This window comes from Saccharopolyspora gregorii (assembly GCF_024734405.1).
Lineage (GTDB): Bacteria > Actinomycetota > Actinomycetes > Mycobacteriales > Pseudonocardiaceae > Saccharopolyspora_C > Saccharopolyspora_C gregorii.
In genome coordinates this window covers 3464966-3481271 of the sequence record NZ_CP059556.1, presented here as the reverse complement: position 1 = coordinate 3481271, position 16306 = coordinate 3464966, and the positions used below count along the sequence as shown (strand labels likewise).

Here is a 16306-nt window from a genome sequence, read left to right as displayed (position 1 = left end):
GTGACCGCGGAGGTCATAGCCCCCACCCCGTTCCGGCCTAACGTGATCGTGACGGACGACACTCCTAGGCCAGGTGGAGGAAGAGCATGACCGCGACCGAGGTCGAAGCCGAACGAGCGGAGATCGAGGCGGCCATCGCCGGGCGCACGGTCCCCGGACTGCTCGCGGACATCGCGCGGACCAGCCCGGACGCGCTCGCGTTCGCCACCGCCGAGCAGAGCTGGACCTGGTCCCAGGTGCACGGGCGGGCGTTGAGCATCGCCGCCGCGCTGCGTTCCCTCGGCGTGCTGCCCGGTGATGTGGTGGGGCTGATGGCGAGCAACCGGCCGGAGCACATCCTGGCCGACCTGGGCGCGGCGACGCTCGGCGCGACCACCACCACGCTGTACGCGACGCTGGCGCCTGAGCAGATCCGGCACGTCGTGGTGGACTCCGGCGCGAAGGTCGCCGTCGTCGAAGGCGAGGACGCGTGGCGCCGCTGGCTGCCCGTGCTGGGGGAGCCGACCGAGCTCGGCGTGGTCATCACCCTCGGCGAGGTAGGCGACGCCCGGCCGCACGGATTCGGCGGCCGGATCATGAGCTGGGACGAGCTGCTGGAACTGGGGGAATCCGTCGACGACGGCGAATTCCTGCCCGCCGACCCGGACGCGCAGGAGGAGCGGGGGCCCGACCCGAGCGACATCGCGGTGCTGATCTACACCTCCGGCACCACCGGCCCGTCCAAGGGCGTGGAGCTCAGCCACCGCGCGCTGCTCTACGAGGTGGAGGCGCTGGTGCGGGCCGCCGGGCTGCCCGAGCAGGTGGTGAGCCTGTCGTACCTGCCGCTGGCGCACATCGCCGAACGGGTGCTGTCGGTGTACCTGCCGCTGCGCTGCGGCGGGGAGACGCACTTCTGCCCCGAGATCAAGCAGTTGCCGCAACGGCTCGCGCAGGTGCGCCCGACGATCCTGTTCGGCGTCCCGCAGGTGTGGGACCGGTTGCGCACCGGCATCGAGAACCGGCTCGCCGAGCAGGACGGGGTGCGCGGCAAGCTCGGCGGCTGGGCGTTGCGCGCGGCGCTGACCGGTGCCGAACCGGACTCCACCGCCGCGGAGAAGCTGCTGGCGCGGCTGGCGCACCGCGCGGTGCTGCACCGCATCCCGGTGGCGCTGGGGCTGGACCGGTGCGCGGTGCGCGCGGTCGGTGCGGCCCCACTGCCGCCGGGCCTGGAGCGGTTCTTCGCCGGGCTCGGCATGGGGCTCACCGGGGTGTACGGCCTGTCCGAGACCTGCGGGGCCGCGGTGATGCACCACGCGGGTTCGCCGCGCAGGCCCGGCACCGTCGGCACCCCGATGCCCGGGGTGGAACTGCGGCTGACCCGCGAAGGGGAGGTGCTGGTGCGCGGCCCGCTGTGCACCTCCGGGTACCGCAACCTGCCCGAGGAGGATCGCGAACTGTTCACCATGGACGGTTTCCTGCGCACCGGTGACCTCGGCTCGCTGGACCCGGACGGGACGTTGCGGATCACCGGGCGGCAGAAGGAGATCATCATCACCGCCGGGGGCAAGAACATCAGCCCGGTGGTGGTGGAGTCGCTGCTGGTGGAGCACCCGCTGATCGAGCAGGCCCTGGTGCACGGCGACGGCAGGCCGTACCTGGTGGCGCTGCTGGCGCCGGACGTCGAGGCGCTGCGCGAGTGGGCCGTGGCGAACGAGCTGCCCGGCAACGCCCCGCGCGCGGAACTGCTGGGGGACCCGAAGCTGCGCGCGGAGATCGACGCCGCGGTCGCGGTGGCGAACACCCGGCTCGCGCGGATCGAGCAGGTCCGCGGCTGGGAGTTCGCGCCGACCGAGTGGACCGAGGACGGCGGCGAGCTCACCCCGACCCGCAAGATCCGCCGCTCGGTGGTGGTCAAGCACAACCAGGAGCAGCTGGACGCCCTCTACCAGGGCTGACCGCGATTCCCGCGCGGGCACCGCCCCGCAGGGCCGGCACCGCGGCGCCCGCAGCGAGCCGGCCCGCCTATGTTGGTCGGCATGACGTGGCTGGGCACGACTTCGCACTGGGGCGCCTACCTGGCGCGCCGCCGCGCGGACGGCGAGCTGGAAGTGGCGCCGCACCCCGCCGACCCGGCCCCGTCCGCGCTGCTCGGCAACGTCCCCGGCACCGCCCGGCACGAGACGCGGATCGCGCGGCCCGCGGTCCGGCGCGGCTGGCTGGAGCACGGGCCCGGCCCGTCGAGCGGGCGCGGCCGGGAGGAGTTCGTCGAGGTCGGCTGGGACACCGCGCTCGACCTGGTCGCCGCCGAACTCCGCCGCGTCCGCGAGCGGCACGGCGACCGGGCCGTGTTCGGCGGCTCCTACGGCTGGGCGAGCGCGGGCCGGTTCCACCACGCGCAGAGCCAGCTGCACCGGTTCCTCAACGCGACCGGCGGCTACACGTCCTCGCGGGGGACCTACAGCTTCGGCACCTCCGCGATGCTGCTGCCGCACCTGGTGGGGGACGCGGATCCGCTGCTGCGCGGCGCCGACGGGTGGGACGTGATCCGGCGGCGCACCGACCTGGTGGTGGCGTTCGGCGGGCTGGCGCCGAAGAACGCCTCCGTCACCCCAGGCGGGGTGACCCGGCACGTCGGCTCGGCGGTGCTCGCCGACTGGGACGGGCCCGAACTGGCCGTGATCTCGCCGCTGGCCAGCGACGTGCCGCCGGGCCGGCGCACCGAGTGGATCCGGGTGCGTCCGGCGACCGACGTGGCGCTGATGCTGGGGCTCGCGCACACGCTGCTCGTCGAGGGCCTGCACGACGCGGAGTTCCTGGACCGCTGCACCACCGGCTTCGACGAGTTCGCCCGCTACCTGCGCGGCGGCCCGGGGCCGGAACGCGACGCGGACTGGGCGAGCGCGCTGTGCGGGATGCCCGCCGCGGACATCCGCGCCCTCGCCCGCCGGATGGCGGCCGGGCGCACCCTGGTCTCGGTGAGCTGGTCGCTGCAGCGCAGCGAGCACGGCGAGCAGCCGGTGTGGGCGGGGCTGGTGCTGGCGGCGATGCTCGGCGGGATCGGCCTGCCCGGCGGCGGGTTCGGGCACGGCTACGGTTCCATCGGCGACGTCGGCGACACCGGTCCGCTGCTGCCGCTGCCCACGCTGCCGCAGGGCACCAACCCGGTGCCGGAGTTCATCCCGGTCGCCCGCATCGCAGACCTGCTGCTGCACCCCGGCGACGAGTTCGACTACGACGGCGGCCGGTACCGCTACCCGGACGTGCGGGCCGTGTACTGGGCCGGCGGCAACCCGTTCCACCACCACCAGGACCTCAACCGGCTGCGCCGCGCCTTCGCCCGGCCGGACACGGTGGTCGTGCACGAGCCGCACTGGACGGCCACCGCCCGGCACGCCGACGTGGTGCTGCCGGTGACCACGACCCTCGAACGGGAGGACCTCGGCGCGGGGCGGCGGGACACACACCTGATCGCGATGCGCCGGGTGCTGGAGCCGTTCGGGGAGGCGCGCGACGACCACGCGGTGTTCGCCGAGCTCGCCGCCCGCCTCGGCGTCCGCGCCGAGTTCACCGCCGGCCGCGGGACGCGGGAGTGGCTGGTGCACCTCTACGAGCGGTGGCGCGAGCGGCTGGCCGCGGACGGCCACCGGGTGCCGCCGTTCGCGGAGTTCTGGGACGCGGGGGAGATCGAACTGCCCGTTCCGCCGCGCACCACCCCGCTCGCCGAGTTCCGCGCCGACCCGGCAGGCAGCCCGCTGCCCACCCCGAGCGGGCGCATCGAGCTGTGTCCCGCGTCCGTCGCGGCGGCCGGGCTGCCCGGCCACCCGGTGTGGCTCGAACCGTCCGACGGTCTCGCCGACGACCGGTTCCCGCTGCGGCTGATCGCGCACCAGCCGCGGAACCGGCTGCACGGCCAGGGCGACGTCGGCGCGGTCAGCCGCGCCGCGAAGATCGAGGGGCGGGAACCGGTGCGGCTGCACCCGGACGACGCGGCGGCCCGCGGCATCACCACGGGCGTGGTGGTCCGGGTGTTCAACGAGCGCGGTGCCTGCCTCGCCGGGGCGCTGATCAGCGACGAGGTGTCGCCCGGGGTCGCGGTGCTCGCCACCGGCGCCTGGTACGACCCGGTGGACGATCCGGCGCAGCCCGGCGGATCGTGGTGCGTGCACGGCAACCCGAACGTGCTCACCGCGGACCGCCCGACCTCGCCGCTGTCGCAGGGCTGCTCCGGGCAGCAGGCCCGGGTGCAGGTCGAGCGCTGGACGGCCGAACCGCCGCCGCTGAGCTGCCACCGCCCGCCGCGGCTGGTGCCGGGACCTCGCTGAGGGCCGCGCCGCGTCAGGTCCCGGGAACCCGCACCGCGTCCCGGATCCGGTGCGCCGAGCACAATCCGCGCCGCGGGTCGCGCTCGTCGAACCGCGCGACCGGGAATGCGATTAGCGGCGCGGAACTCGATGACGAACTCATCCGAATCCGGATTTCCGCTGGAACAACCCGATCGAGCGACACCGGTGGAACCGCCGGATTCTCCGCGCCGCGGGATCGCCGGCCACCACCGCAGGCACCGGCCCGCTGACCGTCTGAACTGGACGTTCGGCCTCCCTTTGATAACCGAAGGATCACAGAACACTGAGAGGAACCTGAGTTCTGCCGCTCATTCCCTCAGCCGTGTCGTTAACCGGTGTGGCGACCCCAACACGGACGTTGATGCTGCGTCGTCGTGATGACCACGACCGCTATTCTCCGGGGCGTGCTCAATGCGGAGAAAGACGACACCGATCACGCGGAGGCGGAATCCGCGCCGTCCGCGGAACCGGCTCGGCCGCGCCCCGATCGGCGCCTCCGACGGCTGAAGCTGCTCGCGACGGTGCTCGGCGTGCTCGGCACGGTGCTGTCCCTCTCCGTCCCGTTCCTGCCGGTGCACCACGAGATCACCACGCTGCGCTGGCCCACCGCCAGCGGCACCACCTCGGTCGCCGCTCCGCTGACCACCTTCGCGCCGGTGTGGCTGGACGCCGACATCCCCTGCGTCGCCGCCCGCAGCCTCGACGCGCGCACCGACGGTCCGGCGAACCTGCTGAGCACGAACCCGCCGAACTCCGACAACGGCAGGCTCACCGGGATGAGCCTCACCGTCGATCAGGGGCGGATCACCCTGCTGTCGAAGGGGCGGCAGGTCAACACGATGGCCATCCCGGACGGGGACTGCACGCTCGCGCTGCACAACGACGCCATCGGGTTCAAGGCCGGGTTCGGCGAGGACCGCTGGCTCACCAACATCGCCGGTGACCACCGGCCGCAGGTCACCGGCATCTACTCCGACCTCAACGCCCGCGCCGACGACGTCGCCGGATTGCGCTTCGAAGCCCGCGTGGACAACCGCTTCGAGAGCTCGCCGACCGCGCTGAAGATCGTCGTGAGCGCGCTGGCGATCCTGGCGTTCATCGGCGCCGTGCTCTGCCTGCGGCGGCTGGACGCGCGCGCCGGGCGCCGCCCCCCGCGCTGGGTGCAGCCCGGGTGGTGGAAGCCGACCGCGCGGGACGTGGCGGTGCTCGGCTCGCTCGGCATCTGGTGGCTGATCGGGGCGATGAGCTCCGACGACGGCTACACCATGGCCATCGCGCGGGCGCGCGAATCCGCCGGGTACGTCAGCAACTACTACCGCTGGTTCGCCAACCCCGAAGCGCCGTGGGGCTGGTTCTACGAGGTCTACGCGCTGTGGGTGCAGGTCTCCACCGCGATCCCGTGGGTGCGGCTGCCCGCGCTGCTGATGGGCTGCGCGAGCTGGCTGCTGATCAGCCGCGAGGTGCTGCCGCGGCTCGGCCAGCAGGTGCGGCGCAGCAACGCCGCCGGGTGGGCCGCCGCCGCGGTGTTCCTCGCGTTCTGGCTGCCCTACAACAACGGGCTGCGCTCCGAGCCGGTCATCGTGGTGTTCTCGCTGCTCGCGCTGTGCGCCGTGGAGCGCGCCATCGCGACCAGCAGGCTGATGCCCGCCGCGCTCGGCCTGGTGCTGGCCGCGCTCGCCGTCGGCGCCGGACCGCACGGCATCGTCGCGGTGCTGCCGTTCATCGCCGGGCTCAAACCGCTGATCAAGCTGGTGTGGCGGCGCGCGCGGGAGTTCGGCTGGCTGCCGGTGCTGGCGCCGATCTCCGCGTCCGGCTTCGTGATCCTGACCTGGCTGATCTGGGACCAGACCTGGCAGTCGATCATGGACGCGACCGAGCTGAAGATCGACCTGGGGCCCAGCGAGAAGTGGTACCAGGAGCTCAACCGCTACAACATGCTGTTCAGCCAGATCCCGGACGGTTCGCTCACGCGGCGGTTCCCGGTGCTGCTGGTGATGCTGTGCCTGGCGACCTGCGCGGTCGTGCTGCTGCGGCGCAACCGGATCCGCGGTGCCGCGCTCGGGCCCAGCCGCCGGTTGCTGGCGGTCGCGGCCATGTCGTTCGTGGCGCTCGCGCTCACCCAGACCAAGCACACCCACCACTTCGGGATCTTCGCCGCCGTCGGCGGGGCCGTCGCCGCGCTCACCGCGCTCGCCACCAGCACCACCGTGCTGCGCTCCCGGCGCAACCGGGCCGCGTTCTTCTCCGGGCTGATGGTGATCTCCGCGTTCTCCGCGACCGGGCCGAACGCCTGGTGGTACGTCTCCGGCTGGGGCGTGCCCTGGTACGACATGCCGCCCGCGGTCAACGGGCGCAACGCCAGCACCATCCTGCTGTTCGTCGCCGCCATCGCCGCCGTCGTCGCGCTCGTGGAGCACGTGCGCGGCGACCGCAGCCTCGCCCCGGAGAACGGGGTGGAGCACCGCAGCCGGGCGCTGCGGCTCGGCACGGCGCCGCTGTCGCTGATCTGCGCGCTGCTCATCCTCGGCGAGCTCGCCGCGTTCGGGAAGGCGATCCAGGAGCGCGAAGGCGGCTACAGCATGGGGGCCGACAACATCAAGCAGCTCACCCCCGGCGGCAGCTGCGGGCTCTCCGACTACGTGTACGTGGAGACCAACCCGCAGGCCGGGATGCTCAAGGTCTCCCAGGACCAGCCGACGAACCCGGCGCCCGCGTTCTCCCCGGACGTCCCGGTCCCGTCGAAGCGGCTCGAAGGGGAGGAGACGCCGGAGGAGTACCTCGGGGCGAAGCTCACCGGGTTCACCCGGGACGGCACCCCCGCCGCGCAGGGCGGTACCGCCGCCGACGAGTGGCGGCCGCCGTACCAGTTCGGCGGGGACAACGCCCCCGTCTGGGGCAGCTACACGCCGAAGGGCACCGGCGAGCTGCGCACCCAGTGGTACGACGTGCCGGAGCGCGCGGCGACCGGCGAGGTGCCGATCGTGCTCGCCATGGCCGGGATCGAAGGCGGCGCGAACTCGCTGGCCGTCGAGTTCGGCAAGGACACCCCGCAGGGCTTCCAGATCACCGCCCGGCGCTACCTGCTGCAGGCAGGCGGCCCGGCCTGGCGGGACCACCGGCTCGTCGTGGACGGCGACGCCCAGGGCACCACGAAGATGCGCGTCGTCGCCGTCGACCAGTCGGTGTCCGCGCGCGGCTGGCAGGCGGTCAGCGCCCCGCGCGCCCCGCAGCTGACGAACATGACCGACGTGGTCGGCGACAGCCCCGCCTACGTGGAGTGGCCCGCGACCTTGGTGCACCCGTGCCTGCAGATCTCCGGGCTGCACCACGGCATCGCCGAGATGCCGCGGTTCCGGGTCGCGGGCGGCGAGACCGTGCGGGCCACCGGCCAGGGCTGGTCCTCGCCGGACGCGGGCGGGCCGTTCGGCTGGCTCAACGTGGCCGCCAGCATGCGGGAACTGCCGACGTACCTGAAGAACGACCTCTACCGGGACTGGGGTTCGCTGTACGCGGTGGACCCGTACGAGCCGGGCGCGCTGCCCGCGGAATCCGCGATGCAGGTGCACGAGGAGACGCACTGGGGCGACTGGACCCCGGGCATCCTGCCGCGCACCGTGTCGCTGCCCGGGGACGTGCCGAGCTCGGACGACCGCAACGACATCCGGCCGCTCGACTCGGGTGACGACGACGAGTAGGGCTCGGGCACGGCGAACGGCCCACCACCCCGGGGATCGGGGAGGTGGGCCGTCGTCGTTCCCGCCGCCGCGCCACCCGCCGGGCGCGGCGCGGAGATCACTGCGCCGGAGGCTGCTGGGCCGGGGCCTGCGGCGGGCTGCCCTGCGCCGGGATCTGCTGCGGCGCGGCCTGCCGGGCGGCGAGCCGGGTGGAGATCGCCAGCACCAGCGCCTCGGTGCGCGCCGGGTCGTCCGCCCCGAACACCTCGGTCACCGACTCGCGGATCGCCGGGCCCGCGACCTCCGAGACCACCGGGCGCAACGCCTCCGCCACCGCCTGCGGATCGCCCGTGGCACCGGCGTTGATCATCGCCGGGAGCTGGTACACCACCCCGTTGGTGTCCCGGATCGCGTCCACCGCGGGCACCTGGATGTGCTCGGCGCCGGGGACCCGCGACGGCCGCGGGCCCAGCAGCGCGTTGAACATGTGCACCAGCAGCCCGATGGCGGTGTGGTTGCCCGCCTCGGTTCCCCACCCCACGATCTGGCCCTGCGGTCCGCGCGGGCCGAACAGCTCGTGGTGGATCTCGTTGAGCTTCTGCGCCTGTTCAGGAGTCAAGTCGTCCTCCGGGTTAGCTGAGCTGAGCAGCCCCGCGAGCTCTTCGCGGGTGCCGCGGAACGCGTTCGCGTCGACGGGCCGGTGCCCGGCGACGGTGGCGGAACTGGTGAACTGCAGTACCGCGACGCCGAGACCGCCGTAGCCGCCCCACTGCGCGTCGTAGAAGTCCCGGTACCGCTCGTAGATCTCGCTGGCGTAGCCGCCCTCGTTGCTGGCGTAGCGCGAGTACCACAGCGGTGGTAGCCCGGCCAGCGACGGCGACCCGATCTGCTCCCAGTACCAGCGCGGCAGGTAGAGCAGCGGCGACCGGTACCCGGCGGCGAGCAACCGGCCGATGATGTCGCGCGTCAGGTCGGCGCCGCCCCCGCCGTCCTCCACGTCCAGGATCACCGGGACGTCGGCGGGCACCGTGTTGATGATGTGCCCGGCCTGGGAGGCGGCGCTCGAATCGGCGCGCTGGTAGTGGTAGGCGGCGGTGAGCAGCCCGGCGGCCCGCGCGTTGGCGAGGTTGGCGCCGAACCTGCTGTCGACGAAGGAACTCCCCTCGGTCGCTTTCAGGAAGGCGAACTCGAACCCTTCGGCCCGCGTGCGGCCCAGGTCGAACGCGCCCTGGTGGTGGGAGATGTCGATGCCGTAGAGCACGGCCGGCCTCACCTCGCGTAGGTCGACGGCGGGTGGTGCGCGGAACTCGCCGTGGATGGTCGGGACGCTACTCACGGTAGCCGACCGGAGGCGCGGAAGTGGGTCATTGGGAAGAATCGGACCCCGAGGCCCGCTGTGCCACCGCGCGGCGCCGTTTCCTAGGGTTGGTCCGAGATCGGCTTCGAGCAGGGGAGATCGTGTGATGCAGACCGCCGTGGTGACCGGAGCCAGCAGCGGGATCGGCGCGGCGACCGCCCGCCGCCTGGCCGCCGACGGGTTCCACGTCGTGGTGGCCGCGCGCAGGCAGGACCGCCTGGCCGCGCTCGCCGAGGAGATCGGTGGCCGCGCGCTGCCGCTCGACGTCACCGACCGGGACTCGGTGGCCACCTTCGCCGCGGAGCTCGACGCCTGCGACGTGCTGCTCAACAACGCGGGCGGCGCCTGGGGATCCGACTCCGTCGAGGGCGGCGACCCCGCGGACTGGCAGCGCATGTACGAGGTCAACGTGCTCGGCACCCTGCACGTCACGCAGGCGCTGCTGCCGCTGCTGCGCGCCGGGGGTGGCGGCACCATCGTCAACCTCACCTCCACCGCCGCCTTCGTCAACTACGAGGGCGGGGCCGGGTACAGCGCCGCCAAGCACGGGCAGCACGCGCTCACCGAGACGCTGCGGCTGGAGCTCGCCGGGCAGCCGGTGCGGGTCATCGAGATCCAGCCCGGCATGGTGCACACCGACGAGTTCTCCCTCAACCGCTTCCGGGGTGACTCCGACAAGGCCGCCGCCGTGTACGCCGACGTGGACCGGCCGCTGACCGCCGAGGACGTCGCCGGGGTCGTCGCGATGGCCGTGGCGCAGCCGCTGCACGTCAACATCGACCAGCTGGTGCTGCGGCCCCTCGCCCAAGCAGCCCAGCACAAGGTCCACCGGGGTCGGCTTTTCGAGGGGTGATCTTCCCGGCGTCACCTCGCATTGGTGGTGGGGTGGCGGAACCTCAGCGGGCCCCTCGCTGCGGGATCGTTTTCACAGGTGGCTCCGCCACATGAGAAAACGCTGTCCTCGCGAGGGGCCCGCTGAGAACCCGCGGGTGGTCCGGCTGCGTACGTGGTCGCTGCTCAGCGGCTTCGCCGCTGACAGGACGGGCAGGACCTGGCGGTCAGGGCGTTGGGGAGTTCTGGGTGGCTAGGGCTGTGGCGAGTTCTGCGCAGCGGAGGCGGGCGGGGGAGAAGTCGTAGGGCATCTTGCCCAGGGCTTCGAGCGCGCTCGTGGGGGCCGGGGTGCCGGTGGAGCCCTCGTCCTCGCCTTCGTCGGCCGGATGTTCGGCGTCCCAGGTGTCGAAGAGGGCGTCCTCGTCCTCGTCCAGGCCGGATTCCTCGATGGCGGCCTGCAGGGCGTTGTCGAAGGCGTGCCGCTCGGCGGCCACCCGGGCCACCCGCGGATCGTCGACGGCGACCCCGTCGTCCAACGCCTCCTCGGCGGCGTCGACGCGGTCGGAGGCCTCCCGCAGCGCGGGATCCGCGGCCAGCGCGAGGAAGCGGGTGGCCTGGACGGCAGCGCCGAGCGGGCCGAAGATCCGCTCGGTGACCAGCAGCGCGTCCAGGTCCTCCTGGCGAAGGGAGTCCTGGGGCAGGCCCGCCAGCCGTTCGGTGACGAAGTCGGAGAGCAGGCCCAGCCGGCTGCCTTCCGCGCGCATCCGCTGCACGGCGGCCCGTTGCCGCCGCAGCTCCGCCTCCTGCGCGGCGAGGGTCCCCGCCAGCTGCTCCAGGACGTCCGCGATCCCCTCCCCGCCGTCCGCACCGGCGGAGTCCTCCGCGCCCGTGGCGAAGGCGTCGCGGATGTCGTCCAGGGCGATCCCCGCGTCGGCCATCTTGCGGATCCACAGCAAGCGGATCATGTCCTCGTAGCCGTAGCGGCGGCGGCCGTCGCCGCCCCGCTCCGGCTCGGGCAGCAGGCCGATCTCGTGGTAGTGGCGGATCGCCCGCGGCGTGGTGCCGGCGAAGGCCGCCGCGTCGCCGATCTTGACCTGGCGGGGCGGGGTGAACGACGAATGCATGGTGCAGGGACTTTTCCGCGGGATTCGGGACGTGGCTCCACCGGACCACATGCCGCTGCGGCACGTGCAACCCCGCGCGCCGATGCCGGTGATCGCCGGGCCGTCCGTGGACGCCGCGGGCCGCAGGGGCACGGCCGCGGATCGCCGCGACCGGGTTCGAGCCGCGAGTTCATCGCACCGGCCGGCGTCCTCGGCGGCTTCGCCGCCGGGAGGATCAGCCGATCCGTTCCACCGCGCCGAGGTAGCGGGCGAGGATGGTCCGGAGCGTGGGGAGTTCGGCCAGCGGGTCGAAGTCGCGGTCGATCCCGGCTCGGGAGAACAGCGCGTCGGTCAGGCCCAGCACCCAGTGCGCGGCCTGCGCGGGATCGACCTGGTCGTCGATCCGGCCCTGCTCCGCCGCCCGGGACAGCAGGGCCGCGATGCCCGCGCGCAGCTCGCGGTCGTTGCGCACGACCAGCTCGGCCAGCTCCGGGTCCCGCCCGGCCTGCGCGATCAGCTCCACCACCAGCCCCGCCGAGTCCGGATCGGCCAGCGGGCGCACCAGGTGGTCGACCAGCCCGAGCAGTCCCGCCCACGGGTCCGCGTCGGCCACGGCGAGCGCCAGCTGCTCGGCGTTGTCCCGGCCGTCCTGCTCGAAGATCGCCAGGAACACCGCGCGCTTGTTCGGGAAGTAGTGGAACAGGCTGCCGGAGCTGATCCCCGCCGCCGCGCAGATGTCCGCGGTCGTGGTGCGGTCGAAGCCCTTGCGCGCGAAGCAGCCGCCCGCCGCCTCGACGATGTTCCGGCGGCGGGCGGCGTAGCGGACCGGGTCGACGGTGCGCATCAGTCCTCGTCCCGCTGCGGACGCTTCCGCCAGTACTGCTGCTTCTTCTCGTCGCGCACCAGGTATCCGGCGCGGACCAGCGCGTCGCGCAACTTGTCGGTCTCGGCGTGGCGGCCCTTCTTCCGCGCGTGGGCGCGGGCCCGGAGCAGCGCGTCGGCGCGCGGGCCGACCTCGGGCGTGTCCGGGACCCACAGCTCGAACTCGCCCGCGTGCGGATCGGCGTCGAGCCACCGGTAGCCGTGCGCGCGGAACGCGGTGCGCAGCGCGCCCGCGGTGATGTCGGTGCGGGCCCTGGCCGGTTCGTCGCCCGCCGCGTCCAGCAGCACCAGCGCGCCGTGGTCGAGCAGCGCCGCCGACACGCACGAGCCGGGCACGGTGGAGACGTCGCGCAGCCCGCGGCGCAGCTCGATCTGCTCCGCGGACACCGACACCCGGAGCCGGTCGCCGATCATCAGCGACAGGAACCCGAGTCCGGCGAGCACGCCGAGCCCGGCGACGCCCAGCGTGCCGTGCGGTTGCGGCAGCGAGGACACCAGCTCGAACACCCCCTGGAACGGCGCCCACGGCAGGCCGGCGATCCAGTCCGCCGCGAGCGCCAGCAGCCAGCCGAGCGCACCGCCCACCACCGGCAGGCCGATCGCGGATCCGTAGCGCAGCCACGCGGGCTCGACCGCGACCGCGGCCTTCCCGGCCGCGGGAACCGGGGGAGAGTACGACGTCATGACCGGAATAGTAGAGCGAGTGCTCGGTTTAACTTCTGCCGGGCCTTCGAGTGGCGATCCCGGGGAGTTCCTTGTGCAATGGGCGCCATGACGACGTCGCGGTGGGTAACGACAGGGATGCTGCTCGTGTCCGTGCTGGGCATGGCGGGGGCGGCCGCGCCCGCGATCGCCGATCCCGGTGCCGAGCAGATCACCGTGACCGGCCGGGTGCAGGCGGGCGTGGAGCCGCGCTGCTTCCTGCTCCCCGGCCAAGGCCGTTCGCCGTACCTGCTGGTCGGCGGCGATCCGTCGGTGGTGAAACCCGGTGCGCACCTGGTGGTGCGCGGCCGGCCGGACCCCGGCGCGCCCACCACGTGCATGCAGGGGACCCCGCTGCACGTGAGCGAGGCGCACCCCGCTTAGGGCCGGACGAGGCGGTACTTCAGCGGGGAACGCCGGCGGGGGCCGGTCTGCCGTGGTCGGGGCGGCAGACCGGCCCCCTTTTCCCTGTCCCGGGGTCGCGGGCGCCGGGCTCCGAGCGGCCCGCCGGTGAACGGTCCGCTGCGCCGGACGCGCCTCCGGTGAACCGGTGCGGAGTGGCGCGGAGTGCCGAGCACGGTGCGGTGGGTCACCCGGCCGGACGCGGTGCGGGGTCGGCCGGTGACGCCGTGTGCCGGAGGACACGACGGGTTCGGGACCTAGGGCCCGGTCGCGCCCCGGGGATCCGGGGCCACAGTGGGAAATGCACGAGCTGAGTGGTCCGCGCAAGGAGAACTACGATGATCCGATCCCCGTTCGGCACCTACCGCCCCGGTACCGAGGCTCCGGCAGCCCGGGCAGCGGTTCCGACCCAGCAGGACGAGCGCGCCGTCGGCGTTCCCGCACCGCGAGCCGACGAAGCGGGTTCCGCCGCGGTGGCACCGCCGCGCCCCCGCACGGGGGTGGCGGCGCTGGTGATCTCCCGCGGCCCGGACCAGGGCGCGGTGTTCCCGCTGGAGCGGGACACCACGGTCCTCGGCAGGCACCGTGACTGCGACATCGTGCTCGGCGACGTGACCGTGTCGCGCTACCACACCGAGATCCGCCGCGACGGCGAGAACTTTGCCATCCAGGACGCCGGGTCGCTCAACGGCACCTACCTGAACCGGCAGGTGGTGGATCGGGCGGTGCTCGCCGATGGCGACGAGATCTGGGTGGGCAAGGTCCGGTTCACCTTCCACGCCGGCAGCTGATCCCGACGCTCCGGCGGCAGGTCCGGTCGACCCTGTCGTCGCAGGTCCCGGGGCGTAGCGTGGGCGGCAGCACCCGTCGCTCCCGAGCGGACCGGCGTGCACTCCGAGCATCTCGACGCCCTCGACCGGCATCCGGCGGCGGAGCATCCGCGGTCGCCTGTCGCTGGGAGGTCCACCATGAAATCTCGCATCGCAGCCGCGGTGGCCGTCGGCTACCTGCTGGGCCGCACGCGGAAGATGAAGCTGGCGATCGTGGTCGGCGGTCTGCTGGCGGGCAAGAAGTTGCCCACCGATCCCACCGAACTGCTCAAGCAGGGCCTGAGCTCGGTCAGCGGGTCGGAAGCGCTCACCGGTGACCTGCGGGCGCGGCTGGTCGACGCGGCCAAGACCGCGGCCGGCGCCGCGGCGTCCCGGCGGATCGACTCCTGGGGCGACGCGCTGACCGAACGGGCCGCCGGACTGCGGGGAGAGGGCGCGGCGGACCTCGAAGACGAAGCCCCGGCGGAACCGGCGGAGGCGGGTCGGCGCCCGCGCGGCGAGGACCCCGCCCGCAGCCGTCCGGGACCCCGTTCGCGCGGCGCCCGCCCGGCCGGCCGTCCCTCGCCGCGGCGCGGCGGCGACCGCTCGACGCGAGGTGAGGACGATGGCTGAGCAGCGGGACGACTCCGGCGGCGGTGCCGCGCGCGGACTTCCGTGGGACCACCTGCGCGACGCGGTGCGCGACCTGCTGTCGGCGCTCGCGGAGCGCGCGGTGTCCGGGCTCGGCGAACGGGCGGAAGGACTCGTCGGCAGGCTCACCGACTACGCGCGGGACGACGAGGGCGGTGGCTCCGGCCTGCTGGCGGCGGTCACCGGCGGCGGGAGCTCCGGCGCGGCCGGTGAGGACTCGGCGGGTGGGGGAGGCTCCGGCGGCGGAGGTGGCGGCGGCAGCTCGGCGAAGGTCGTCAACATCGTCGAGCAGTGCGACGTCGGCCTGCCGCTGCGGGTGGCCTACGACCAGTGGACCCGCTTCGAGGACTTCCCGAGCTTCACCCGCAAGGTCGAGAGCGTCCAGCAGGAGTCCGACGAGGAGCTCGACTGGCGGGCGCAGATCTTCCTGTCGCACCGCAGCTGGCGCTCCACCATCCAGGAGCAGGTGCCCGACAGCCGGATCGTGTGGCACTCGACCGGGTCGAAGGGCTCGGTGGACGGCACGGTGACCTTCCACGAGCTCGGCCCGACGCTGACCCGCATCCTGCTCGTCCTCGAGTACCACCCGCAGGGTTTCTTCGAGAAGACGGCGAACCTGTGGCGGGCGCAGGGCCGCCGGGCGCGCTCGGACTTCAAGCACGTGCAGCGGCACCTGATGACGCGCACCGTGCTGGAGCAGGACGAGGTCGAGGGCTGGCGCGGCGAGATCCGGGACGGCGAGGTGGTCCGCAGCCACGAGGACGCCCTGGCGCAGGAGCAGGGCGAGTCCGCGGAAGACGACGGATCCGCGGGCGACGACGGCGGGTCCGCCCGGCGGGAGGACGGCGACGACGAGGAGCTCGCCGACGAGATCGGGCAGGACCGCTCCGGCGAGGCCTCCGCGGAGCCCGAGCCGGTGCGCAGGCCGCGCGGCGTGCGCCCGGTGCGGCGCCGGTAGGTCCCGCGTCAGACGGCGGAGTTCTGCTGTGCCAGCCGGGCGAAGTGCTCGTTGAAGATGCGCCGCGCCCGCCTGCGCAGCTGGTCGCGGGTGGACAGGTCCGAACCCGCCAGCAGACCGGTGCCGACCACCAGGGTGCCCAGCACGCTGATCTCGTGCGGGAGGTCCAGGCCGTCGGGCAGCTCCCCGTCGGCCACCGCCTCGGTGAGGTGGCGGCGCAGCAGCGAACGCCACACCTGGTAGCCCGCGCCGAAACCGCCCGCCGGGTCGTCCGGCTGGTGCGACCACAGCGCCAGCCACACCCGCCAGCAGGTGAGCCGTTCCTCGTCGACCGGCAGCAGTCCCTGGGTGGCGCGCTGCACCGCGTCCAGCCCGCGCCGGTCGCCGACGGCCGCCACGACGCGCTCCGCGGCGATCGCGCCGTTGAACCGCAGGGCCGCGCCGATCAGCTCGGCCTTGTCCTCGAAGTAGTGCGTGACCGAGCCGGTGGAGACCTCGGCCTCGGCGGCCACCGCGCGCACGGTGGTGGCGGTGAGACCGCGGTCGGCGAGCAGCCGCCGGGCCGCCGCCACGATGTGCTCGCGCGCCTTCGGGTCGCGGATCCTCTTGGCCACG

13 protein-coding genes are annotated in these 16306 nt (G+C 73.8%); 8 read left to right on the top strand and 5 right to left on the bottom strand.

Annotated features, from left to right (window positions below):
* Positions 1–86 precede the first annotated feature (86 nt).
* From H1226_RS15070 to H1226_RS15060, 3 genes are all read left to right on the top strand, one after another.
* The gene (locus tag H1226_RS15070) at positions 87–1934 is read left to right on the top strand and encodes an AMP-dependent synthetase/ligase (protein WP_258341278.1); all 1848 of its coding nucleotides are present in this window, start codon (positions 87–89) and stop codon (positions 1932–1934) included.
* 81 nt (positions 1935–2015) lie between these two features.
* On the top strand, positions 2016–4301 hold the full coding sequence (locus H1226_RS15065) for a molybdopterin-dependent oxidoreductase (RefSeq protein WP_258341277.1): 2286 nt from the start codon (positions 2016–2018) through the stop codon (positions 4299–4301).
* A gap of 425 nt (positions 4302–4726) precedes the next feature.
* The gene (locus H1226_RS15060) at positions 4727–8017 is read left to right on the top strand and encodes an arabinosyltransferase domain-containing protein (RefSeq protein WP_373689955.1); all 3291 of its coding nucleotides are present in this window, start codon (positions 4727–4729) and stop codon (positions 8015–8017) included.
* 97 nt (positions 8018–8114) lie between these two features.
* Here the strand turns inward: H1226_RS15060 and H1226_RS15055 are convergent, their stop codons facing one another.
* On the bottom strand, positions 8115–9332 hold the full coding sequence (locus H1226_RS15055; protein ID WP_258341276.1) for a glycoside hydrolase family 25 protein: 1218 nt from the start codon (positions 9330–9332) through the stop codon (positions 8115–8117).
* Between the two features lie 127 nt (positions 9333–9459).
* Between H1226_RS15055 and H1226_RS15050 the strand changes: the two genes are divergently transcribed.
* On the top strand, positions 9460–10206 hold the full coding sequence (locus tag H1226_RS15050; protein ID WP_258341275.1) for an SDR family oxidoreductase: 747 nt from the start codon (positions 9460–9462) through the stop codon (positions 10204–10206).
* Between the two features lie 205 nt (positions 10207–10411).
* Here the strand turns inward: H1226_RS15050 and H1226_RS15045 are convergent, their stop codons facing one another.
* The 3 genes from H1226_RS15045 to H1226_RS15035 all read right to left on the bottom strand — a co-directional run bounded on the left by H1226_RS15045 (position 10412) and on the right by H1226_RS15035 (position 12853).
* Positions 10412–11308, bottom strand: a complete 897-nt coding sequence (locus H1226_RS15045) for a MerR family transcriptional regulator (protein WP_258341274.1) — start codon at positions 11306–11308, stop codon at positions 10412–10414.
* 214 nt (positions 11309–11522) lie between these two features.
* Positions 11523–12131 (bottom strand): TetR/AcrR family transcriptional regulator, encoded by a 609-nt coding sequence (locus H1226_RS15040; protein WP_258341273.1) that lies wholly within the window; start codon positions 12129–12131, stop codon positions 11523–11525.
* The gene (locus tag H1226_RS15035) at positions 12131–12853 is read right to left on the bottom strand and encodes a YqeB family protein (protein WP_258341272.1); all 723 of its coding nucleotides are present in this window, start codon (positions 12851–12853) and stop codon (positions 12131–12133) included. The genes H1226_RS15040 and H1226_RS15035 overlap by 1 nt, the downstream gene beginning before the upstream one ends.
* A 117-nt stretch (positions 12854–12970) precedes the next feature.
* Here H1226_RS15035 and H1226_RS15030 point away from each other — a divergent pair, with 117 nt between their 5' ends.
* The 4 genes from H1226_RS15030 (at position 12971) to H1226_RS15015 (ending at position 15691) form a co-directional block, all read left to right on the top strand.
* Positions 12971–13255, top strand: a complete 285-nt coding sequence (locus tag H1226_RS15030; protein ID WP_224966814.1) for a hypothetical protein — start codon at positions 12971–12973, stop codon at positions 13253–13255.
* A gap of 356 nt (positions 13256–13611) precedes the next feature.
* Complete coding sequence (locus H1226_RS15025) at positions 13612–14064, top strand: FHA domain-containing protein (protein WP_258341271.1); 453 nt, start codon at positions 13612–13614, stop codon at positions 14062–14064.
* A 177-nt stretch (positions 14065–14241) separates the two neighbouring features.
* Positions 14242–14715: a hypothetical protein gene (locus H1226_RS15020; RefSeq protein WP_224966813.1), complete on the top strand. Its 474-nt coding sequence runs from the start codon at positions 14242–14244 to the stop codon at positions 14713–14715.
* Positions 14708–15691 carry an SRPBCC family protein gene (locus tag H1226_RS15015; protein ID WP_258341270.1) on the top strand — a complete coding sequence of 328 codons (984 nt, stop codon included), beginning with the start codon at positions 14708–14710 and terminating at the stop codon, positions 15689–15691. The genes H1226_RS15020 and H1226_RS15015 overlap by 8 nt, the downstream gene beginning before the upstream one ends.
* Before the next feature lie 8 nt (positions 15692–15699).
* On the opposite strand, the gene H1226_RS15010 is transcribed toward H1226_RS15015, so the two are convergent.
* Positions 15700–16305, bottom strand: coding sequence for a TetR/AcrR family transcriptional regulator (locus H1226_RS15010; RefSeq protein ID WP_258341269.1), 606 nt, complete (start codon positions 16303–16305; stop codon positions 15700–15702).
* Between the last annotated feature and the right edge of the window lies 1 nt (position 16306).

Coding starts and splice junctions, on each gene's coding strand:
- H1226_RS15045 (WP_258341274.1), bottom strand. CDS start 11,308: ATGCATTCGTCGTTCACCCCGCCCCGCCAGGTCAAGATCGGCGACGCG.
- H1226_RS15065 (WP_258341277.1), top strand. CDS start 2,016: ATGACGTGGCTGGGCACGACTTCGCACTGGGGCGCCTACCTGGCGCGC.
- H1226_RS15015 (WP_258341270.1), top strand. CDS start 14,708: ATGGCTGAGCAGCGGGACGACTCCGGCGGCGGTGCCGCGCGCGGACTT.
- H1226_RS15035 (WP_258341272.1), bottom strand. CDS start 12,853: ATGACGTCGTACTCTCCCCCGGTTCCCGCGGCCGGGAAGGCCGCGGTC.
- H1226_RS15040 (WP_258341273.1), bottom strand. CDS start 12,131: ATGCGCACCGTCGACCCGGTCCGCTACGCCGCCCGCCGCCGGAACATC.
- H1226_RS15050 (WP_258341275.1), top strand. CDS start 9,460: ATGCAGACCGCCGTGGTGACCGGAGCCAGCAGCGGGATCGGCGCGGCG.
- H1226_RS15020 (WP_224966813.1), top strand. CDS start 14,242: ATGAAATCTCGCATCGCAGCCGCGGTGGCCGTCGGCTACCTGCTGGGC.
- H1226_RS15030 (WP_224966814.1), top strand. CDS start 12,971: ATGCTGCTCGTGTCCGTGCTGGGCATGGCGGGGGCGGCCGCGCCCGCG.
- H1226_RS15070 (WP_258341278.1), top strand. CDS start 87: ATGACCGCGACCGAGGTCGAAGCCGAACGAGCGGAGATCGAGGCGGCC.
- H1226_RS15025 (WP_258341271.1), top strand. CDS start 13,612: ATGATCCGATCCCCGTTCGGCACCTACCGCCCCGGTACCGAGGCTCCG.